The sequence below is a fragment of the Maribacter spongiicola genome, from assembly GCF_004364165.1.
Classification (GTDB): Bacteria; Bacteroidota; Bacteroidia; order Flavobacteriales; family Flavobacteriaceae; genus Maribacter; species Maribacter spongiicola.
Genome location: NZ_SOAY01000011.1, coordinates 114,329 through 128,847, shown reverse-complemented (window position 1 = coordinate 128,847; position 14,519 = coordinate 114,329). Strand labels below are relative to the sequence as shown.

General features: G+C 34.7%; 9 protein-coding genes. 2 read left to right on the top strand and 7 right to left on the bottom strand.

The features are described 5' to 3' along the window. Positions 1-7 precede the first annotated feature (7 nt). Genes CLV90_RS08815 through CLV90_RS08805 form a run of 3 tightly spaced genes read right to left on the bottom strand, consistent with a single transcriptional unit; the run spans position 8 to position 3,654 of the window. Positions 8-1,333 carry a (Fe-S)-binding protein gene (locus CLV90_RS08815; protein WP_133687146.1) on the bottom strand — a complete coding sequence of 442 codons (1,326 nt, stop codon included), beginning with the start codon at positions 1,331-1,333 and terminating at the stop codon, positions 8-10. Positions 1,334-1,348: 15 nt separating this feature from the next. Then, positions 1,349-2,314, bottom strand: coding sequence for an MlaD family protein (locus tag CLV90_RS08810; protein ID WP_133687145.1), 966 nt, complete (start codon positions 2,312-2,314; stop codon positions 1,349-1,351). 47 nt (positions 2,315-2,361) lie between these two features. Continuing rightward, positions 2,362-3,654, bottom strand: coding sequence for an N-acetylmuramoyl-L-alanine amidase family protein (locus CLV90_RS08805; RefSeq protein WP_133687144.1), 1,293 nt, complete (start codon positions 3,652-3,654; stop codon positions 2,362-2,364). A 179-nt stretch (positions 3,655-3,833) separates the two neighbouring features. On the opposite strand from CLV90_RS08805, the gene CLV90_RS08800 reads away from it, so the two are divergent. Both CLV90_RS08800 and CLV90_RS08795 read left to right on the top strand, forming a co-directional pair. Further along, positions 3,834-6,518, top strand: coding sequence for a putative LPS assembly protein LptD (locus CLV90_RS08800; protein WP_243835422.1), 2,685 nt, complete (start codon positions 3,834-3,836; stop codon positions 6,516-6,518). Positions 6,519-6,537: 19 nt separating this feature from the next. After that, the gene (locus tag CLV90_RS08795) at positions 6,538-6,918 is read left to right on the top strand and encodes a RidA family protein (protein WP_133687143.1); all 381 of its coding nucleotides are present in this window, start codon (positions 6,538-6,540) and stop codon (positions 6,916-6,918) included. A gap of 4 nt (positions 6,919-6,922) precedes the next feature. Here the strand turns inward: CLV90_RS08795 and CLV90_RS08790 are convergent, their stop codons facing one another. The 4 genes from CLV90_RS08790 to CLV90_RS08775 all read right to left on the bottom strand — a co-directional run bounded on the left by CLV90_RS08790 (position 6,923) and on the right by CLV90_RS08775 (position 14,446). After that, complete coding sequence (locus tag CLV90_RS08790) at positions 6,923-7,774, bottom strand: N-acetylglucosamine kinase (protein ID WP_133687142.1); 852 nt, start codon at positions 7,772-7,774, stop codon at positions 6,923-6,925. A gap of 87 nt (positions 7,775-7,861) precedes the next feature. Then, positions 7,862-8,863, bottom strand: a complete 1,002-nt coding sequence (gap, locus tag CLV90_RS08785) for a type I glyceraldehyde-3-phosphate dehydrogenase (RefSeq protein ID WP_133687141.1) — start codon at positions 8,861-8,863, stop codon at positions 7,862-7,864. Positions 8,864-8,887: 24 nt separating this feature from the next. Beyond that, complete coding sequence (gene pfkA / locus CLV90_RS08780) at positions 8,888-9,874, bottom strand: 6-phosphofructokinase (RefSeq protein WP_133687140.1); 987 nt, start codon at positions 9,872-9,874, stop codon at positions 8,888-8,890. A gap of 159 nt (positions 9,875-10,033) precedes the next feature. Next, positions 10,034-14,446 (bottom strand): translocation/assembly module TamB domain-containing protein, encoded by a 4,413-nt coding sequence (locus CLV90_RS08775; RefSeq protein ID WP_243835332.1) that lies wholly within the window; start codon positions 14,444-14,446, stop codon positions 10,034-10,036. Between the last annotated feature and the right edge of the window lie 73 nt (positions 14,447-14,519).

The following is a 14,519-nucleotide window of genomic DNA, read 5'->3' as shown; positions in this document are numbered from 1 at the left end:
TCTATCTTTAAGATTCTTTACTCCAATTTAAACGGTCCATTTGGTTAAATGGCCAAGGTGCTCCATTATTCTCAATATTACCCATCATGTTATTCAAATCTGAAGGAGCTGCAGATTCTTCCATAACCAAATACTGTCTCATATCCATAATAATGGAAAGAGGATCAATACTTATTGGACAAGCTTCAACACAGGCATTACAAGATGTACATGCCCATAACTCTTCTGGTGTAATATAATCATTCAGTAATTGCTTACCATCATCTTTAAACTCCCCTTTATTAGCATCGATATTCTTACCAACTTCTTCAAGACGGTCACGAGTATCCATCATAATCTTACGAGGAGATAATTTTTTACCTGTTTGATTAGCAGGACATTCGCTAGTACAACGACCGCATTCTGTGCACGTGTATGCATTTAGTAATTGTACCCAACTTAAATCTTGCACGTCTGATGCCCCGAACTTATCTGGAACAGCAGCATCTTCAGCCGGTTCTGCGTAAGGATCAGCATCTGGGTCCATCATCATTTTAACTTCATCTGTAACAGACTGTAAATTTCTGAACTGTCCTTTTGGTGTCAACTTACCGTAATATGTATTTGGGAAAGCCAAAAGAATATGAAGGTGCTTTGAGTAGTATAAGTAGTTTAGGAAAAATAAAATTCCTGCAATATGTAACCACCAAGCGGTACGTTCTATCAAAACCAAAGTAGAGATAGACATACCTTCAAATAGAGGAGCAATAAAACTACTGATTGGGAAAGACCCAGCAGCAGCATAATGTTCTGCGCCCATTTGTTGCAATTGATAATCTGCACCATTCATGGTCAGAAACAAAAACATTAATACGAGCTCAATATAAAGAATAAGATTTCCGTCTTTTTTAGGCCACCCTTCCATTTCTGGCTTAAAGAACCGTTTCAGTTTTATTACATTCCTTCTAATCCAGAAAACAACAACAGCTATTATAACCAATAGGGCTAACACTTCAAATGATCCTATTAGAAAATCATAAATAGGCCCCAATACCGCAAACATTCGGTGTGTACCAAAAATACCATCTAAAATAATTTCTAGAACTTCAATGTTAATGATAACAAAACCAACATAAACTATAATATGTAAGGCACCTGCAATAGGTCGCACTACCATTTTAGATTGCCCTAGAGCGATCTTTGCCATGTTTTTCCAACGTTGTGGCTTATTGTACGTTAACGAAGCTTCTTTACCTAAAAAAATATTTCGTTTCAACCTTGAAACATTTTTTACAAAAAAACCAATACCTACTATTAGCAGGACTACAAAAATAATATTCGGGAGATATTGCATATAAATTAATCTTCTTTACTTCTCTATAGAATTTGCTGCCGGATCATCTTCTGGCACTTCGTAATCTTTCTGCTTTTTACCAAAAACAGATACATTCACATACCTCTTCGGATTTAAACGAAAATCTTGTAATAACAAATCTAGTTCACGAGATGCACTATTTAAGTTACCATACAGTTCCTTATCATTCATAAGTAACCCTAATGACCCATCGCCATTCTCTATTTTCTCTGTAACCTTATCTAAGCTAGCCATAGTAGATTCTAAACTTGCTAAAGTTCTACCTAGTCCTGCTGAATTTAATGAATCTGAAAGCTTTGCAAAATTAGCAGTTAACTGCTCAAAGTTTTCGAATGAGCTATTCAGCTTTTCTTTATTACCATCTAAAACAGAATTAATTTGAGTGGTACTGGTATTCAGGTTAGTAATTAAAACGTTTAACCCTCCGATAACTTCTCTCAATTCTCTTTTGGTCTTTTCGTCTAAAACAGAGTTAACATTAACCAGAACAGAGTCTGCACCAGATATGGCAGATTCTACTTTTCGCACCAACGGCGTTAGTTTTTGTTGTGCCAAATCTGTAATACCCGGTCTAGTCTCTGTACGTAGCGTATCACCCGATTTTGCAAACTCATTATCAAAAATGGTTCTGATCTGAAGTCCCTTTCCTCCAATGATACCAGTATCATATAATTCAACGATACTATTTTTAGAAAATTTGAATTCATTTCCTACTGTAAAGGTCACTAGCAAATTACCTTTCTCATCTAAAAATTTGATATCATTTACTTTACCAACGCTGAAGCCGTTAATAGAAACGTTGGTACCAGATTGCAACCCACCAACATTTGGGTAGACGGCGTAAAATGTTTTACTGTTATCAAAAATTGGGGTTGACTTTAAATAGCTGAATCCCATGATGAACAGTAATATGCCACCAATAACAATAATTCCTGTTTTTAATTCTCTAGATAGTTTCAAGCAATTATATTTTTAGTACTCTCAAAATTATGAATAATATTTACACTTTAGGGTGTTAAATTAGAAACCTCGTCAATCGCATCTTGAATCGGAATTCTTTCACCTAGCTTATAAGCAACAATATATGCACTTGAATACCCTTTTTCTTGAGCCTGGGTCTGCATCATTTTTGCCTCTCTATACGATCTGGTTTCACCGTACATATAACGATACAAGTTTTTAAATGGCTCTTGAGAAAGATTTGAAAGCCCTTTAAAATTACTAGAATTAAGTGCTACGTTTTTACTGCTAGCCATCAATTGAATTTTAAAAACAATAGACTCTGCAACTTCTTTTTCGTTAATTGCTTCTTTAATCTTTACCGCTGGTACCTCTACTACTTCTTTTACCTCTTCAATTTTAGGTGAAGTATTAATCTCTTTTGGCTTTTCTACCTCGGAAACCACTTCATTGACAGGCTCTATAACAACGTCTTTCTTTTCTTCAACCTTATCTACAATCACCTCTTTTACAGGTGGCGCCTTTGGTTTCTCTACAGTAGTGGCTACAGAACGAACAGTTGGCTGTACGCCTTCTTTATAATGCAATATCGCTTTAGCGATAGCATCGCCCATATCATTTTGACCCTTAGTAGAATTTAAATAAGCACCCTCATCTTTATTCGTCAAGAAGCCGGTTTCGACCAAAACACTTGGCATAAAGGTTTGGTGCAGAACTATAAAACCTGCTTGCTTTACCTTTCTATCCGTTCTTTTCAATTTAGAAGAAAAATTCTCTTGAATCATTGTTGCCAAAGCCACACTTTGATCTAAAAATTCTTCTTGCATAATCGTAAGTCTAATAACAGATTCGGGAGAATTAATATCGTAATCGGCATATCTATTCTCGTAATTATCCTCTAAATATATAACGGAGTTTTCTTTCTTCGCAATTTCAAAGTTCTGCTTATTAGCATGAAGTCCTAATACAAATGTACCTGCCCCATGTGCATCTGATGTATGAGAATCGCAATGAACAGATACAAACAAATCAGCATTTGCTTTATTGGCAACCTCGCCTCTAACATAAAGATCAATAAACGTGTCATCTTTTCGCGTATAAATAACTTTTATGTCTTTATTGGTCGAGAGAATTTCGCCCACCTTCAATACAATGTTCAAGGCTATTTTTTTCTCTAAATAACCATTACCCAAGTTACCAGGATCATGACCACCATGCCCTGCATCTAGAACAACAATAAAAGGATCATCTGATTTAATTTCTTCATCAGATGCCGTAAAAGACAGAAGTAATAACGCTGAAGTTAAAACTAATGAAATGCTTAAGAATTTTGTTTTCATATGTGTTGGGGATTATATCGCCCTTATAATGGTTAAATTTATTGTAAGACCCTACATAGGGATTAAAAAATATATGTAAGTTTGACATCTTAAATAACGGCTCATTGGACCGCCAAACCTTTACAAAAATAGGATATATAGCCTTGCAATCAAACAAACATTACTTACTTTTCCTATTCATGGTTTTTGCCGGTGCATTTTTTGCTATTGGTCAAGAAGGTAAAATTATACCGTTAACTATTAAAGTTGATAGAGATACAATAATCGCGCCGTTATTACCACCTACCACTGTAAATGACTCAATTGCAAATGATTCTATTGCCGCAGACTCCGTGAATAAGAATCCGCCTTTACTTCTTGACAAGATAAAATATAAGGCAAAAGATTATGTAAAGCTAAGTCAAAAAGAAAATAAAATTTATCTCTATAACGAAGCAGAAATTTATTATCAAGATACCGAACTAAAAGCAGGTGTCATTATAATGGATTATATAAAGAACGAAGTTTATGCCGGTAGAATGGTAGATTCTTTGGGCAATTATACGCAACTACCCTACTTCAAACAAGGTACAAATATTGTTATACCAGATTCTATTCGCTTTAATTTCGATACTCAAAAAGCACTTATATGGAATTCGAGAACAGAACAGCAAGCAGCTGCAGGAGCATTAGGTAGCGATGCTATGAAGGTTTACGCAGAAATAACCAAAAAAGAGAATGACTCGGTCTATTTTTTAAGTGAAGGAAAATTAACAACATCAACAGATACCATAAACCCAGATTATTACATCCGGGTAAGAAAGGCAAAGTTTGTACCTAAAAAGAAAGTAATTGCCGGTTTTAGTAATTTATATATTGCCGACGTACCAACCCCCATTGCAATGCCTTTCGCATATTTTCCGCTTTCGCAAGGTAGATCCGCAGGTATATTGATGCCCTCTTTCGGTAATGATCCAAATACCGGATATTTTCTACAAGATATGGGTTATTACGTTCCTTTGGGTGATTATGCAGATGTCACCCTTTCTGGAGATTTTTACACCAATGGTAGTTATGCTTTTAGAACCGCATCAATTTATACTAAACGATATAAGTACAGAGGAAATGTAAACCTGAGATATGAAAATCAGGTTACAAGTCAAAAAGGATTCAGCGATTACAGTCTTTCTAGAAATTACAACATTCAATTTTCGCACTCTCAGGACACAAAATCGAGTCCGAATTCACGATTTTCAGCATCTGTAAACTTAGGTAGTAGCGAATATTACCGAAATTCTCTGCAACAACGAAATTTACCGAATACCCAAAACAATACCCTGTCGTCATCAATATCATACTCAAAAACTTTTCCAGCATATCCGTCTGTAAACATGAGTGTAACAGCTACACATTCACAGTTAACGTCACCGACGGCAACTGAATCTGATACAGATAACATTACTATGACCCTACCAACATTTCAAGCAAGTGTAGAGCGTATATATCCTTTTGTAAAGCGAGATGGCATAAAAAAGGGAATTATTGATAATATCAACTTTCAGTATAATGTAAATGCACAAAATAGATTGACCACCAACGATACTGATTTTTTAACTGCTAAAATGTTCGACAATGCTCGTGCAGGTGTTAGTCACAGCATCCCTATTGCAACGAACTTTAAAGTAGCTAAATTTTTTAGTGTTAGTGTTGGCGGTAATTATGAAGATGTTTGGGCTTTAGAAACCTACAATCAGCGTTTTGATGCTGACACAGGGTCAGTCGTAAGAGATACCATAAGCGGTTTTGATCGCTATAATACCTACAACTTTAGTGCGAGTGTAGGTACCACCCTTTACGGAACTTTTAATTTAGGGGAAGACAAAAAGATACAGGCAATAAGACATACGTTGAGACCATCTTTAAGCTATGGCTATGCACCATCTTTTGAACAGTTTTATGATGAATATCTTGATGAAGATGGCGTTGAAGTTCAGTACAGCCGTTTTCAAGGAACACTGAACGGAGCTCCGTCTTTAGGTAAATCTAACAGCTTAAGCTTCTCTTTAGCGAATACATTAGAAGCAAAGGTAAGAGATAAGGATTCTACTAAAATTGAACCTAAAAAAATATCATTATTAAGCAACTTCAATATTTCTACGGGATATAATTTTGAATCTGACTCTCTACGTCTTAACCCATTAAGCATAAATGGAGGGACTAACATACTTGACAACAAGATGTCGATTAACTTCTCTGCCGGCTTAGACCCCTACGCTATAGATAATAATGGAAAAAGAATAGATACATGGAATGTTGATAATGGCGGAAGTCTTTTTAGGCTAACCAGAGCAAATGCGAATGTATCATATTCCATAAGCAGTGAAATGTTCGGTAAGAAAGATGACAAAGATAGAGATGAAGACGAAGATGAAGACCCTTTCGATTATGTAGCGCAAAGTGGCGGTAGAGACGATGATCTTTTTGGTAGAGCCGATGATTTCAATTCTAACCCTGTTAGAAAAGACGAAAAAAACTCTGATATAGAAAACCCTATTTTCGGGACCAAAATACCCTGGAATTTTAGACTAGCGTATTCTGCTAATTATAGCAATACAGCACGCCAAAATGAATTTAGTAGTCACTCATTAATGTTTTCGGGCGATATAGAACTTGCACCACGTTGGTCTGTAGGAGGCTCTTCTGGTTACGATTTTAAAAACCAAGGCTTCACATTAACTCAATTACGCTTTCAAAGAGATTTAAAAAGTTTTACCATGCGCTTTAACTGGACTCCCTTCGGAACTTATAAAAGATGGTACTTCTTTATCGGTATAGATTCTTCGATACTTAAAGATCTTAAGTGGGAGAATAGAAGCCAAAACTAACACCTAAATTTCAGCTAACATGAAAAAAATTATCAATACCGAGAATGCTCCTGCACCCATAGGACCATACAATCAAGCAATTTTAAGTAACGGAACTTTATATATTTCTGGTCAAATACCTTTGAATCCTAAAAACGGAGAATTGGTTTCTGGAGACATCAAATTAGAAACAAAGCAGTCTATGGAAAATTTAAAGGCCATTTTAACCGAAGCTGAAATGACCTTTGAACATGTTGTGAAGTCGTCTATTTTTCTTAGTGACATGAAACAGTTCACTGAAGTAAACGAAGTATATGCTTCTTATTTTAATGCGGAAACCGCACCGGCTAGAGAAACCGTAGAAGTTGCAAATTTACCTAAGTTTGTAAATGTTGAAATCTCTATGATCGCCGTAAAATAAGATTTTACATATTAGAGCGGTGAAAATCGACTAAACCTTCAATAGGTCTTTGTCTAATAACACCAACAATTAAATCATTTCTAAGCAGTACAGAAGTTAATTCATCTCTTAGATAATGCGCAATACTACCGACAAAATTGATTGGCACCTTAGTAGCCAATTCAAATTGCATTACGTAGTTATTTATAAATTGCTGAAAGCCTTTATCAATTACTCCTTTAGAATACGGGTGATCTTTGTTCTCTATTAAAAAACGAGCAAAGGTCGCTAAGTACGTATTTGGGTTGGGCTGCTTGTATAAGTTTTCTTTAATTACATCAGCATCTAAATCATGAGAAGCAGCAAATTTATGTGCTAAATCAGACGGCATTTTATGAAAATAATAGTCGCGTATTAATTTACGACCAAAGAAATTTCCGCTACCATCATCCATAGGTATATACCCTAATGAAGTTACTTTTTGGAATAACTGATTACCATCATAATAACTACAGTTAGAACCTGTACCTAAAATACAAACGATACCTTGATGACCAACTTTTGTTGTAGCAAATATAGCAGCATAAGTATCTTCTTTTACATCGGCTTTTGCATTTGGGAAATAATCTTTAAAGATTGCCTTTAAAAATAACTTCATACGATCAGTACCACAACCGGCACCATAGAAATAAAGGTGTTTCACCTTTTCTCTATTTTTAGAAAGTTCAAAATTATTCGCTAAGCGATCTTCGATAACATCTTTAGTCAACACCTCTGGACTCAACCCCAAAGTTTGCGTTAAAAAAAGTTGTTCGCCATTTTCATCTAATGCAATCCAATCTGACTTGGTTGCGCCACTATCTACTATTAAAATCATATACCGAATGTCTTTAAAGAATAAACCTGAAAATAAGGAAAAACTGCCTCATTTTCAGGATATATCTTTGTTATACTAAAATGAAGGTTATAAGGTATTAACGTGCTGCATTAAGTCTACCATTTTATTGGAGAAACCAGCTTCGTTATCATACCAAGAAATTAACTTGAAGAAAGTAGAATTTAATTCGATACAAGCACCTGCATCAAAAATACTAGTTCTAGAATCGCCAATAAAATCTTGAGAAACAACGCTCTCTTCTGTATAACCTAACACACCTTTTAATTCACCCTCTGACGCTGCTTTAAAAGCTTTTTTAATTTCTTCTAAAGAAGTTTCTTTTTTAACTTTCACAGTTAAATCTACTACAGAAACATCAGCAGTTGGCACTCTAAAAGCCATACCAGTAAGTTTCCCTTTCAATTCAGGTATTACTTTAGTTACCGCAACAGCAGCACCTGTAGAAGCAGGTATAATATTCAACATTGCACTTCTACCACCTCTCCAATCTTTTCTAGAAGGACCATCAACAGTCATTTGTGTTGCCGTGGTTGCATGAACCGTAGTCATCAAAGCTTCTTCGATACCGAAGTTATCATTAACAACTTTAGCTAAAGGAGCTAAACAGTTTGTAGTACAAGATGCGTTAGAAACAATAGTATCAGTTGTTTTAACATCTTTATGGTTTACACCTACTACGAACATTGGAGCATCTTTAGAAGGAGCAGAAATCACCACTTTTTTAGTACCACCATCAATATGGTATTGAGCAGTTTCTAAAGTTGTAAAAATACCAGTACATTCAGCAACCGTATCAGCACCTACTTCATCCCACTTACAATTCTTAGGATCTCTCTCTGCAGTAATACGTACAGTTTTACCATTTACGATTAAGTGACCATCTTTTACATCAACAGTTCCGTCGAATTTTCCGTGAACCGAATCATACTTCAACAAATAAGCTAAGTGCTCAACATCTAATAAATCGTTGATAGCTACTACATCTACATCACCACGCTTAATTGTAGTTCTGAAGACCAATCTACCTATTCTACCGAATCCGTTTATTCCTATTTTCAAATTTGACATTTTCTCTATTTTTATTATTTAATATTATGTGGTCATTATTTCTGAAACTCTTATGAGCTCCTTATCAATTTTTGTATGCCCTTTAATCGCCTTGTTGATAGGCGTTAATGTAAGTTTGTTATCTTGTATGCCCACCATAAGGTTTGTCTTACCTTCTAACAAAGCCTCTACAGCCTTAACTCCCATTCTACTTGCAAGAACACGATCATAACAAGATGGCGAACCACCTCTTTGCATATGTCCTAAAACAGATACACGAACATCATAAATTGGTAAATGCTCTTCAACATATTCTTTTAATTCGAATACGTTTTTACCAGACTTATCACCTTCTGCAACAATTACAATACTCGAAGATTTACCAGATTCTTTACTTCTTTTCAAAGACTCCAGCAATCTATCTAAACCTAAATTCTCTTCAGGAATTAGAATTTCTTCTGCACCAGCACCTACACCTGCATTCAACGCAATGTGCCCAACATCTCTACCCATTACTTCAACGAAGAAAAGTCTGTTATGCGAACTGGCCGTATCCCTAATTTTATCAATACATTCTACCACGGTATTTAAGGCAGTGTCAAAACCTAATGTAAATGTTGTACCGAAAATATCGTTATCTATAGTACCTGGTATACCAATAACAGGAAAATTATATTCTCTATTAAAAATCATGGCACCTGTAAAACTACCGTCACCTCCAATAACTACAAATGCATCTATACCGGCTTTAAGTAAATTCTCGTGCGCTAATTTTCTACCTTCTGGGGTTCTAAAATCATCGCAACGGGCAGACTTTAGTATAGTACCACCTTTATTGATGATATTATTTACACTACGGGCATCCATAGATTTAAAATCTCCCTCTATCATACCTTGGTACCCTCTGTAGATTCCTACACAATCTACCTTCAAGTATGCACAAGTACGAACAACTGATCTTATTGCTGCATTCATACCCGGAGAATCACCCCCTGAAGTCAGTACCGCTATTTTTTTTATTTCTGAAGACATTGAACAATTTAAGCCAACGAAAGTAAGAAATCTTATGCAAAAAGAGAATAGAGATCAGTCGCATTTTAAGAAAAAATCAACGAAAAGGATTTCGCAATAGCATATTACTAGTCTTATTCTTAAAATTTGTTATTTAATTACTATAATGCATTAGATTGCTTACCGATTTAATGATTTTGGTTTATCGTAAAAACGAATTAAACTATCATTACCCATGACAGAAGATGGGGTTTCAGTTTCTTTTACAGGTTCTTCTTTCTTAAGTGGCTTAGTTGCCAGAATTTTCTGAAAGAGTTCTTTGAAATTATTAAAGTCTACCTCATATGATAAACCAGCCCCTTGGGTTGAACCTTGCTGATCAGATAAATAAGCCTGAATTTCGCTTTGTCTACTAAAGAAATTGGCACTTAATGTACCCTGTTCATTTAATAATACCTGTATCTCAAAATCGCCTGCTACCAAAGTTTCACTAGATGCACCGACCGGAACACCTACCTTGCCATTAAATAATATTCTATCTGATATCTGAGTAGATACCGTTACACCAATGCGATCATCGGTTTCTATATCTGATGACCTATCTAATATACCTTGCTCATAAGATAGCCCTAAATTAAATTTATCATTGCCGCCACTTAGAATCGAGTTTAAAATACTTGAGGCACTTTGCACTAAGTTACCGGTTATGGCTTGCTGATTAATACCACTTTGAGAATTAACAAAAGTACCCTGTGCCAATAAGAATATGGCATTCTTCTCTTCCACCGTTGGATCTTGTAGACGATATTCCAATTCAGACTTAACAATTGAGCTCGTACCCGGAAAATCGATACCGAAATCTATATCTGGTTTTTGAAGCTGCCCCGTTAAACTGATAATAACGTCTGTAGGTATTCTACGTGTAAATCCGGCATCATCAAGTAAAGGTGCAGGGTTTGCATTTAACGAATAAACTGCCTCCATGTTTAAAATCGCCTCTAATGGTTTTTGATCCCAGTTGATGGTTCCACCAGGTTCCACATTAAATTTTTTGTCGATTATACCGCCAAACTTATAATTAAACTCTCCGGTCACCACAACATAATCACCATACATTTCAAATTTACCATTGGTATTGATCTGTATTAAAATAATACCAACACCCGTACCTTTTAAAGAGCTTCCTGTTTTGGTATCTGTGACGATTTCAATCTCGGCATCAGGCGTAACATCTAAGTTAAATTCTAGCTCTAGCCCCTGATAATCTTTTAATTGACGCTGACTTTCTAATCTTTTTTTATCGTTTTTCTCTATAAAATTGATGAACGAATAATCGCCTACACTAGCTACATCGCTTAAAGGAATCTTCAACGAAGTACCTTTTGCCGTAGCCCCGTCTACGGTGACATTAAGAGCAGTTGTAGGTCCAAAAATTCGCCCTGTTCCATTTAAATACCCTGTACCATAATATAAATCACCTTCTTTAAATTCAGTATTTAGAATTAAGAATCTGTCGTTTTTAGTATCGACATTTAAATCTAACACCCAATCTTTAAAGAAACTATGGGTAATGGTACCATCCAAATTTGCTCTGGTACTTTTTGCAACATCTTCTAATGCTATATTATCAAAATCAAAAGTCTGATTTTTAAGCAACACTCTTGATCGTGGCGCAAAACTATAATCAACATTTAAATAAGGTACAGCAATACCAGCATTATCTAAAGTTAATAGTCCGTTGAAAATGGGGTTATCTACATTACCTTCAATCTTGACCCTACCATCGATATCACCTCGTATATTATCGATTACACCTTCACCAAGCGGACTAAACGGTTCTAATCCGAAATTATTAAAGTTAGCAATGAGATTTGCTTTTGGGATATCACCTTTATTATCAATGCTACCTACGACACTAAATTTTTCGACTTTATTATCTAATAATTGAGAATTGACTTGAAACTCAGATAAATCTTTATTACCAATAATATTGATCACCAGGTCACCAAGAGGAATATCATTGATTCCGAAATTATCAATATTCAGATTCGAAGATGGCAGATAAATGCCATCTTTCTGTAAAACATTTAAGGTGCCGTTAACTTCGCCTTGCAATTTAAGACTGTCAATAACTGGTGTAATCTTATCTAAGGATACTATTTTAAATTGAAGCTGAAGATCCTTGTATGTAGAATCTGCCAGCTGACCTTTTAACCTAATTTGTTCTTTTTCTTCATTATTCATTACAATTTCTTGAATTGTAATACTATCAAGCGCTCTATTTAAGATGACCTTGTTTTTAGAGTCGCCATCTTTGTTCAAAACCCATTTATTGCCTTTAAAATTGACATCGGATGTTTTAAGACCAATAACCGACTTATTGTCCTTATTAAAAGTGTGGTAAAAATTCAGGTTATAAGAATCGTTAAAATCACTACCACCTTTAAACTCAGACCTAAAAAACAGCGTATCTTTTAATGTGGTGTTGATCAGGTTAAAATCTTTAAAATTATAATAAGGGGTATCTAGCTCACCTACAGAAACGAATGTATTGAACAGCGGATTCTTATTATCGATTCTAACTTCTATATTTTCTGCAGCGGTACCGAAAGCCTCTATACTTGGTGACTCAAAATTCAATTTAAAATCACCTTCATCTGCAACAATATTACCTTTTATGAAAGTGTTGGGATCGAAACGCACCTCTGGAAAAAACACATCTACAATTTTATTATAAATTTTAAAATTGAAAGAAAGATTCTGTCCGTCAGAAATTTGAAAAGGTCTATAGTTTGTATAAATACTACCCAATGAGTTTTGCACAAGTTTACCCAATTCTCGCACCTTAAAATTACCTTTCATAAAGCCTGTAATAATATCTGGCGAATTTATATTTATGGTTCGATTCTGGTCTTTATCAAAACTTGAGGTCACCTCAAAATCTTCAAAATAATACGTGTCATTTACGTTTTGATAGCTTGTTTGGGTGAAATTGACATCACCAATGATATTATCTAATGTGTTACCCGTAATATCCATACTAACATTTCCTTTAAAAACAGAAACACTATCATTTATGATATTCAATTTCTTAAGATCGGCATAATCTACAGATGCGATAAAATTGAAATTATTTCTAGTCTCAGCTACATTCGCAAGACCCTTAAAATCAAATTTAAAATTCTCGTCGTTACTAATTAAAGAACCATCGAACAACTGATCTTTAATTATTCCCGACACCCTTAAATCTTGATAATTATAATTGTTAAATTCAATAGAATATATCTGCCCAATGACCTCGGTATTCAATTTCTCTTTTACAAAACCCTTACCCTCCACATTAAAATCTAATGTTGTTTTTCCTAAATTTTTATTTTCGGCAAAATCGCCTAAATCAAAATCGATCAAAGAGATAAACCCTTTATAAGTTGCATTATCGATGTTATTAAAATCACTTAAGACAATATCAACATAGCTACTACCCACGGCAGTATTTAAATTGACCTTGGTATCTATAGATGAATTCGTAATAAAGGCATTTCCCCTTATAGTAAACTGCCCTAATTTACTAAAGGTAGACGGTAACGAATTTCCAATTAAATTAGGCAATAAGGCATTTAATTGGTAGTAACTGCTCGTTACATTCTTCATTTGAGCGTTTAAACTAAATGGTTTTTGCTTACTGAATAAATTTTTAAAATTGAAATCGCCACGAATACCTGTATCATCAGAAAATAAAAATAGATTATCGGTGTTCAGATCATTTAATACTCCGTTGACATTAGCATTAAAAGTCACTTCCTTACCCTTGCCAAATTCATTATACAGCAAGTTAATTTCATCAAAAGCAACTTTAGACTCTTTAAATTCTGCAACAACATTTACTTTATTCAAGAAGTCGGCGAAATCTTCGCGGTTATAATTAAATACCAAATTACCATCTATAGCAGAAAGTGGCGTTTTTATCTTCAAAGAATCGAAGCGCATTTGCTGCTTCGTATATTTAAAATTGGTTGCCAACCTATCTACTTTTAAACCTTTACTACTGAAAAAAGACATTTCTTGAATATCGGTAGAAACCTCGGGTCCAAGAATTAAAAAATCACCAGCACTAATATTAAGGCTATCAAAATTTAAAACGGTCGTATTCTCTAAATTTTGATCAATGTATTTAAACTTACTTTTTACAATGTCAATATTAGATGAAGAAAGCCTAAAAGGCGGCGTGCCCGGCTCCCTTGGTTTACCATCATCAAGTTTATCGACAAAAACCTCAAGATTGGTATTATTTTCGCCGAAATAGGTTTTAAGATTAAAGTTTAGCTCATCGACAGAAATGTCGCCAAACTCTAAATTACCCTGAGCTAAATTATTTAAACTTAAGATAGAAGTTTTTAACTCATTAATATAAAATAAAGTATCTTGTTTGTAGTCTTCGATAAAGACACCTTCAAGAGATGTATTCCAAGAAATCAATGAAATTTTTAGGCGTTCAATATTAATATGTGTGCCATATTCATTGTTAATTTTTTTCGTAGCAAACTGTGCCAGTAAGGTCTGAACCACTGGCAGGGAAAAAATGATGGTACCCAAAACACATATCAGCAAAAGCACTAAAAATGTTCTAACCAATATTTTTCTCAGTTTTTTGATAGGTCTTTATGTT

Coding starts and splice junctions, on each gene's coding strand:
- CLV90_RS08815 (WP_133687146.1), bottom strand. CDS start 1,333: ATGCAATATCTCCCGAATATTATTTTTGTAGTCCTGCTAATAGTAGGT.
- CLV90_RS08805 (WP_133687144.1), bottom strand. CDS start 3,654: ATGAAAACAAAATTCTTAAGCATTTCATTAGTTTTAACTTCAGCGTTA.
- CLV90_RS08800 (WP_243835422.1), top strand. CDS start 3,834: ATGGTTTTTGCCGGTGCATTTTTTGCTATTGGTCAAGAAGGTAAAATT.
- CLV90_RS08795 (WP_133687143.1), top strand. CDS start 6,538: ATGAAAAAAATTATCAATACCGAGAATGCTCCTGCACCCATAGGACCA.
- CLV90_RS08790 (WP_133687142.1), bottom strand. CDS start 7,774: ATGATTTTAATAGTAGATAGTGGCGCAACCAAGTCAGATTGGATTGCA.
- gap (WP_133687141.1), bottom strand. CDS start 8,863: ATGTCAAATTTGAAAATAGGAATAAACGGATTCGGTAGAATAGGTAGA.
- pfkA (WP_133687140.1), bottom strand. CDS start 9,874: ATGTCTTCAGAAATAAAAAAAATAGCGGTACTGACTTCAGGGGGTGAT.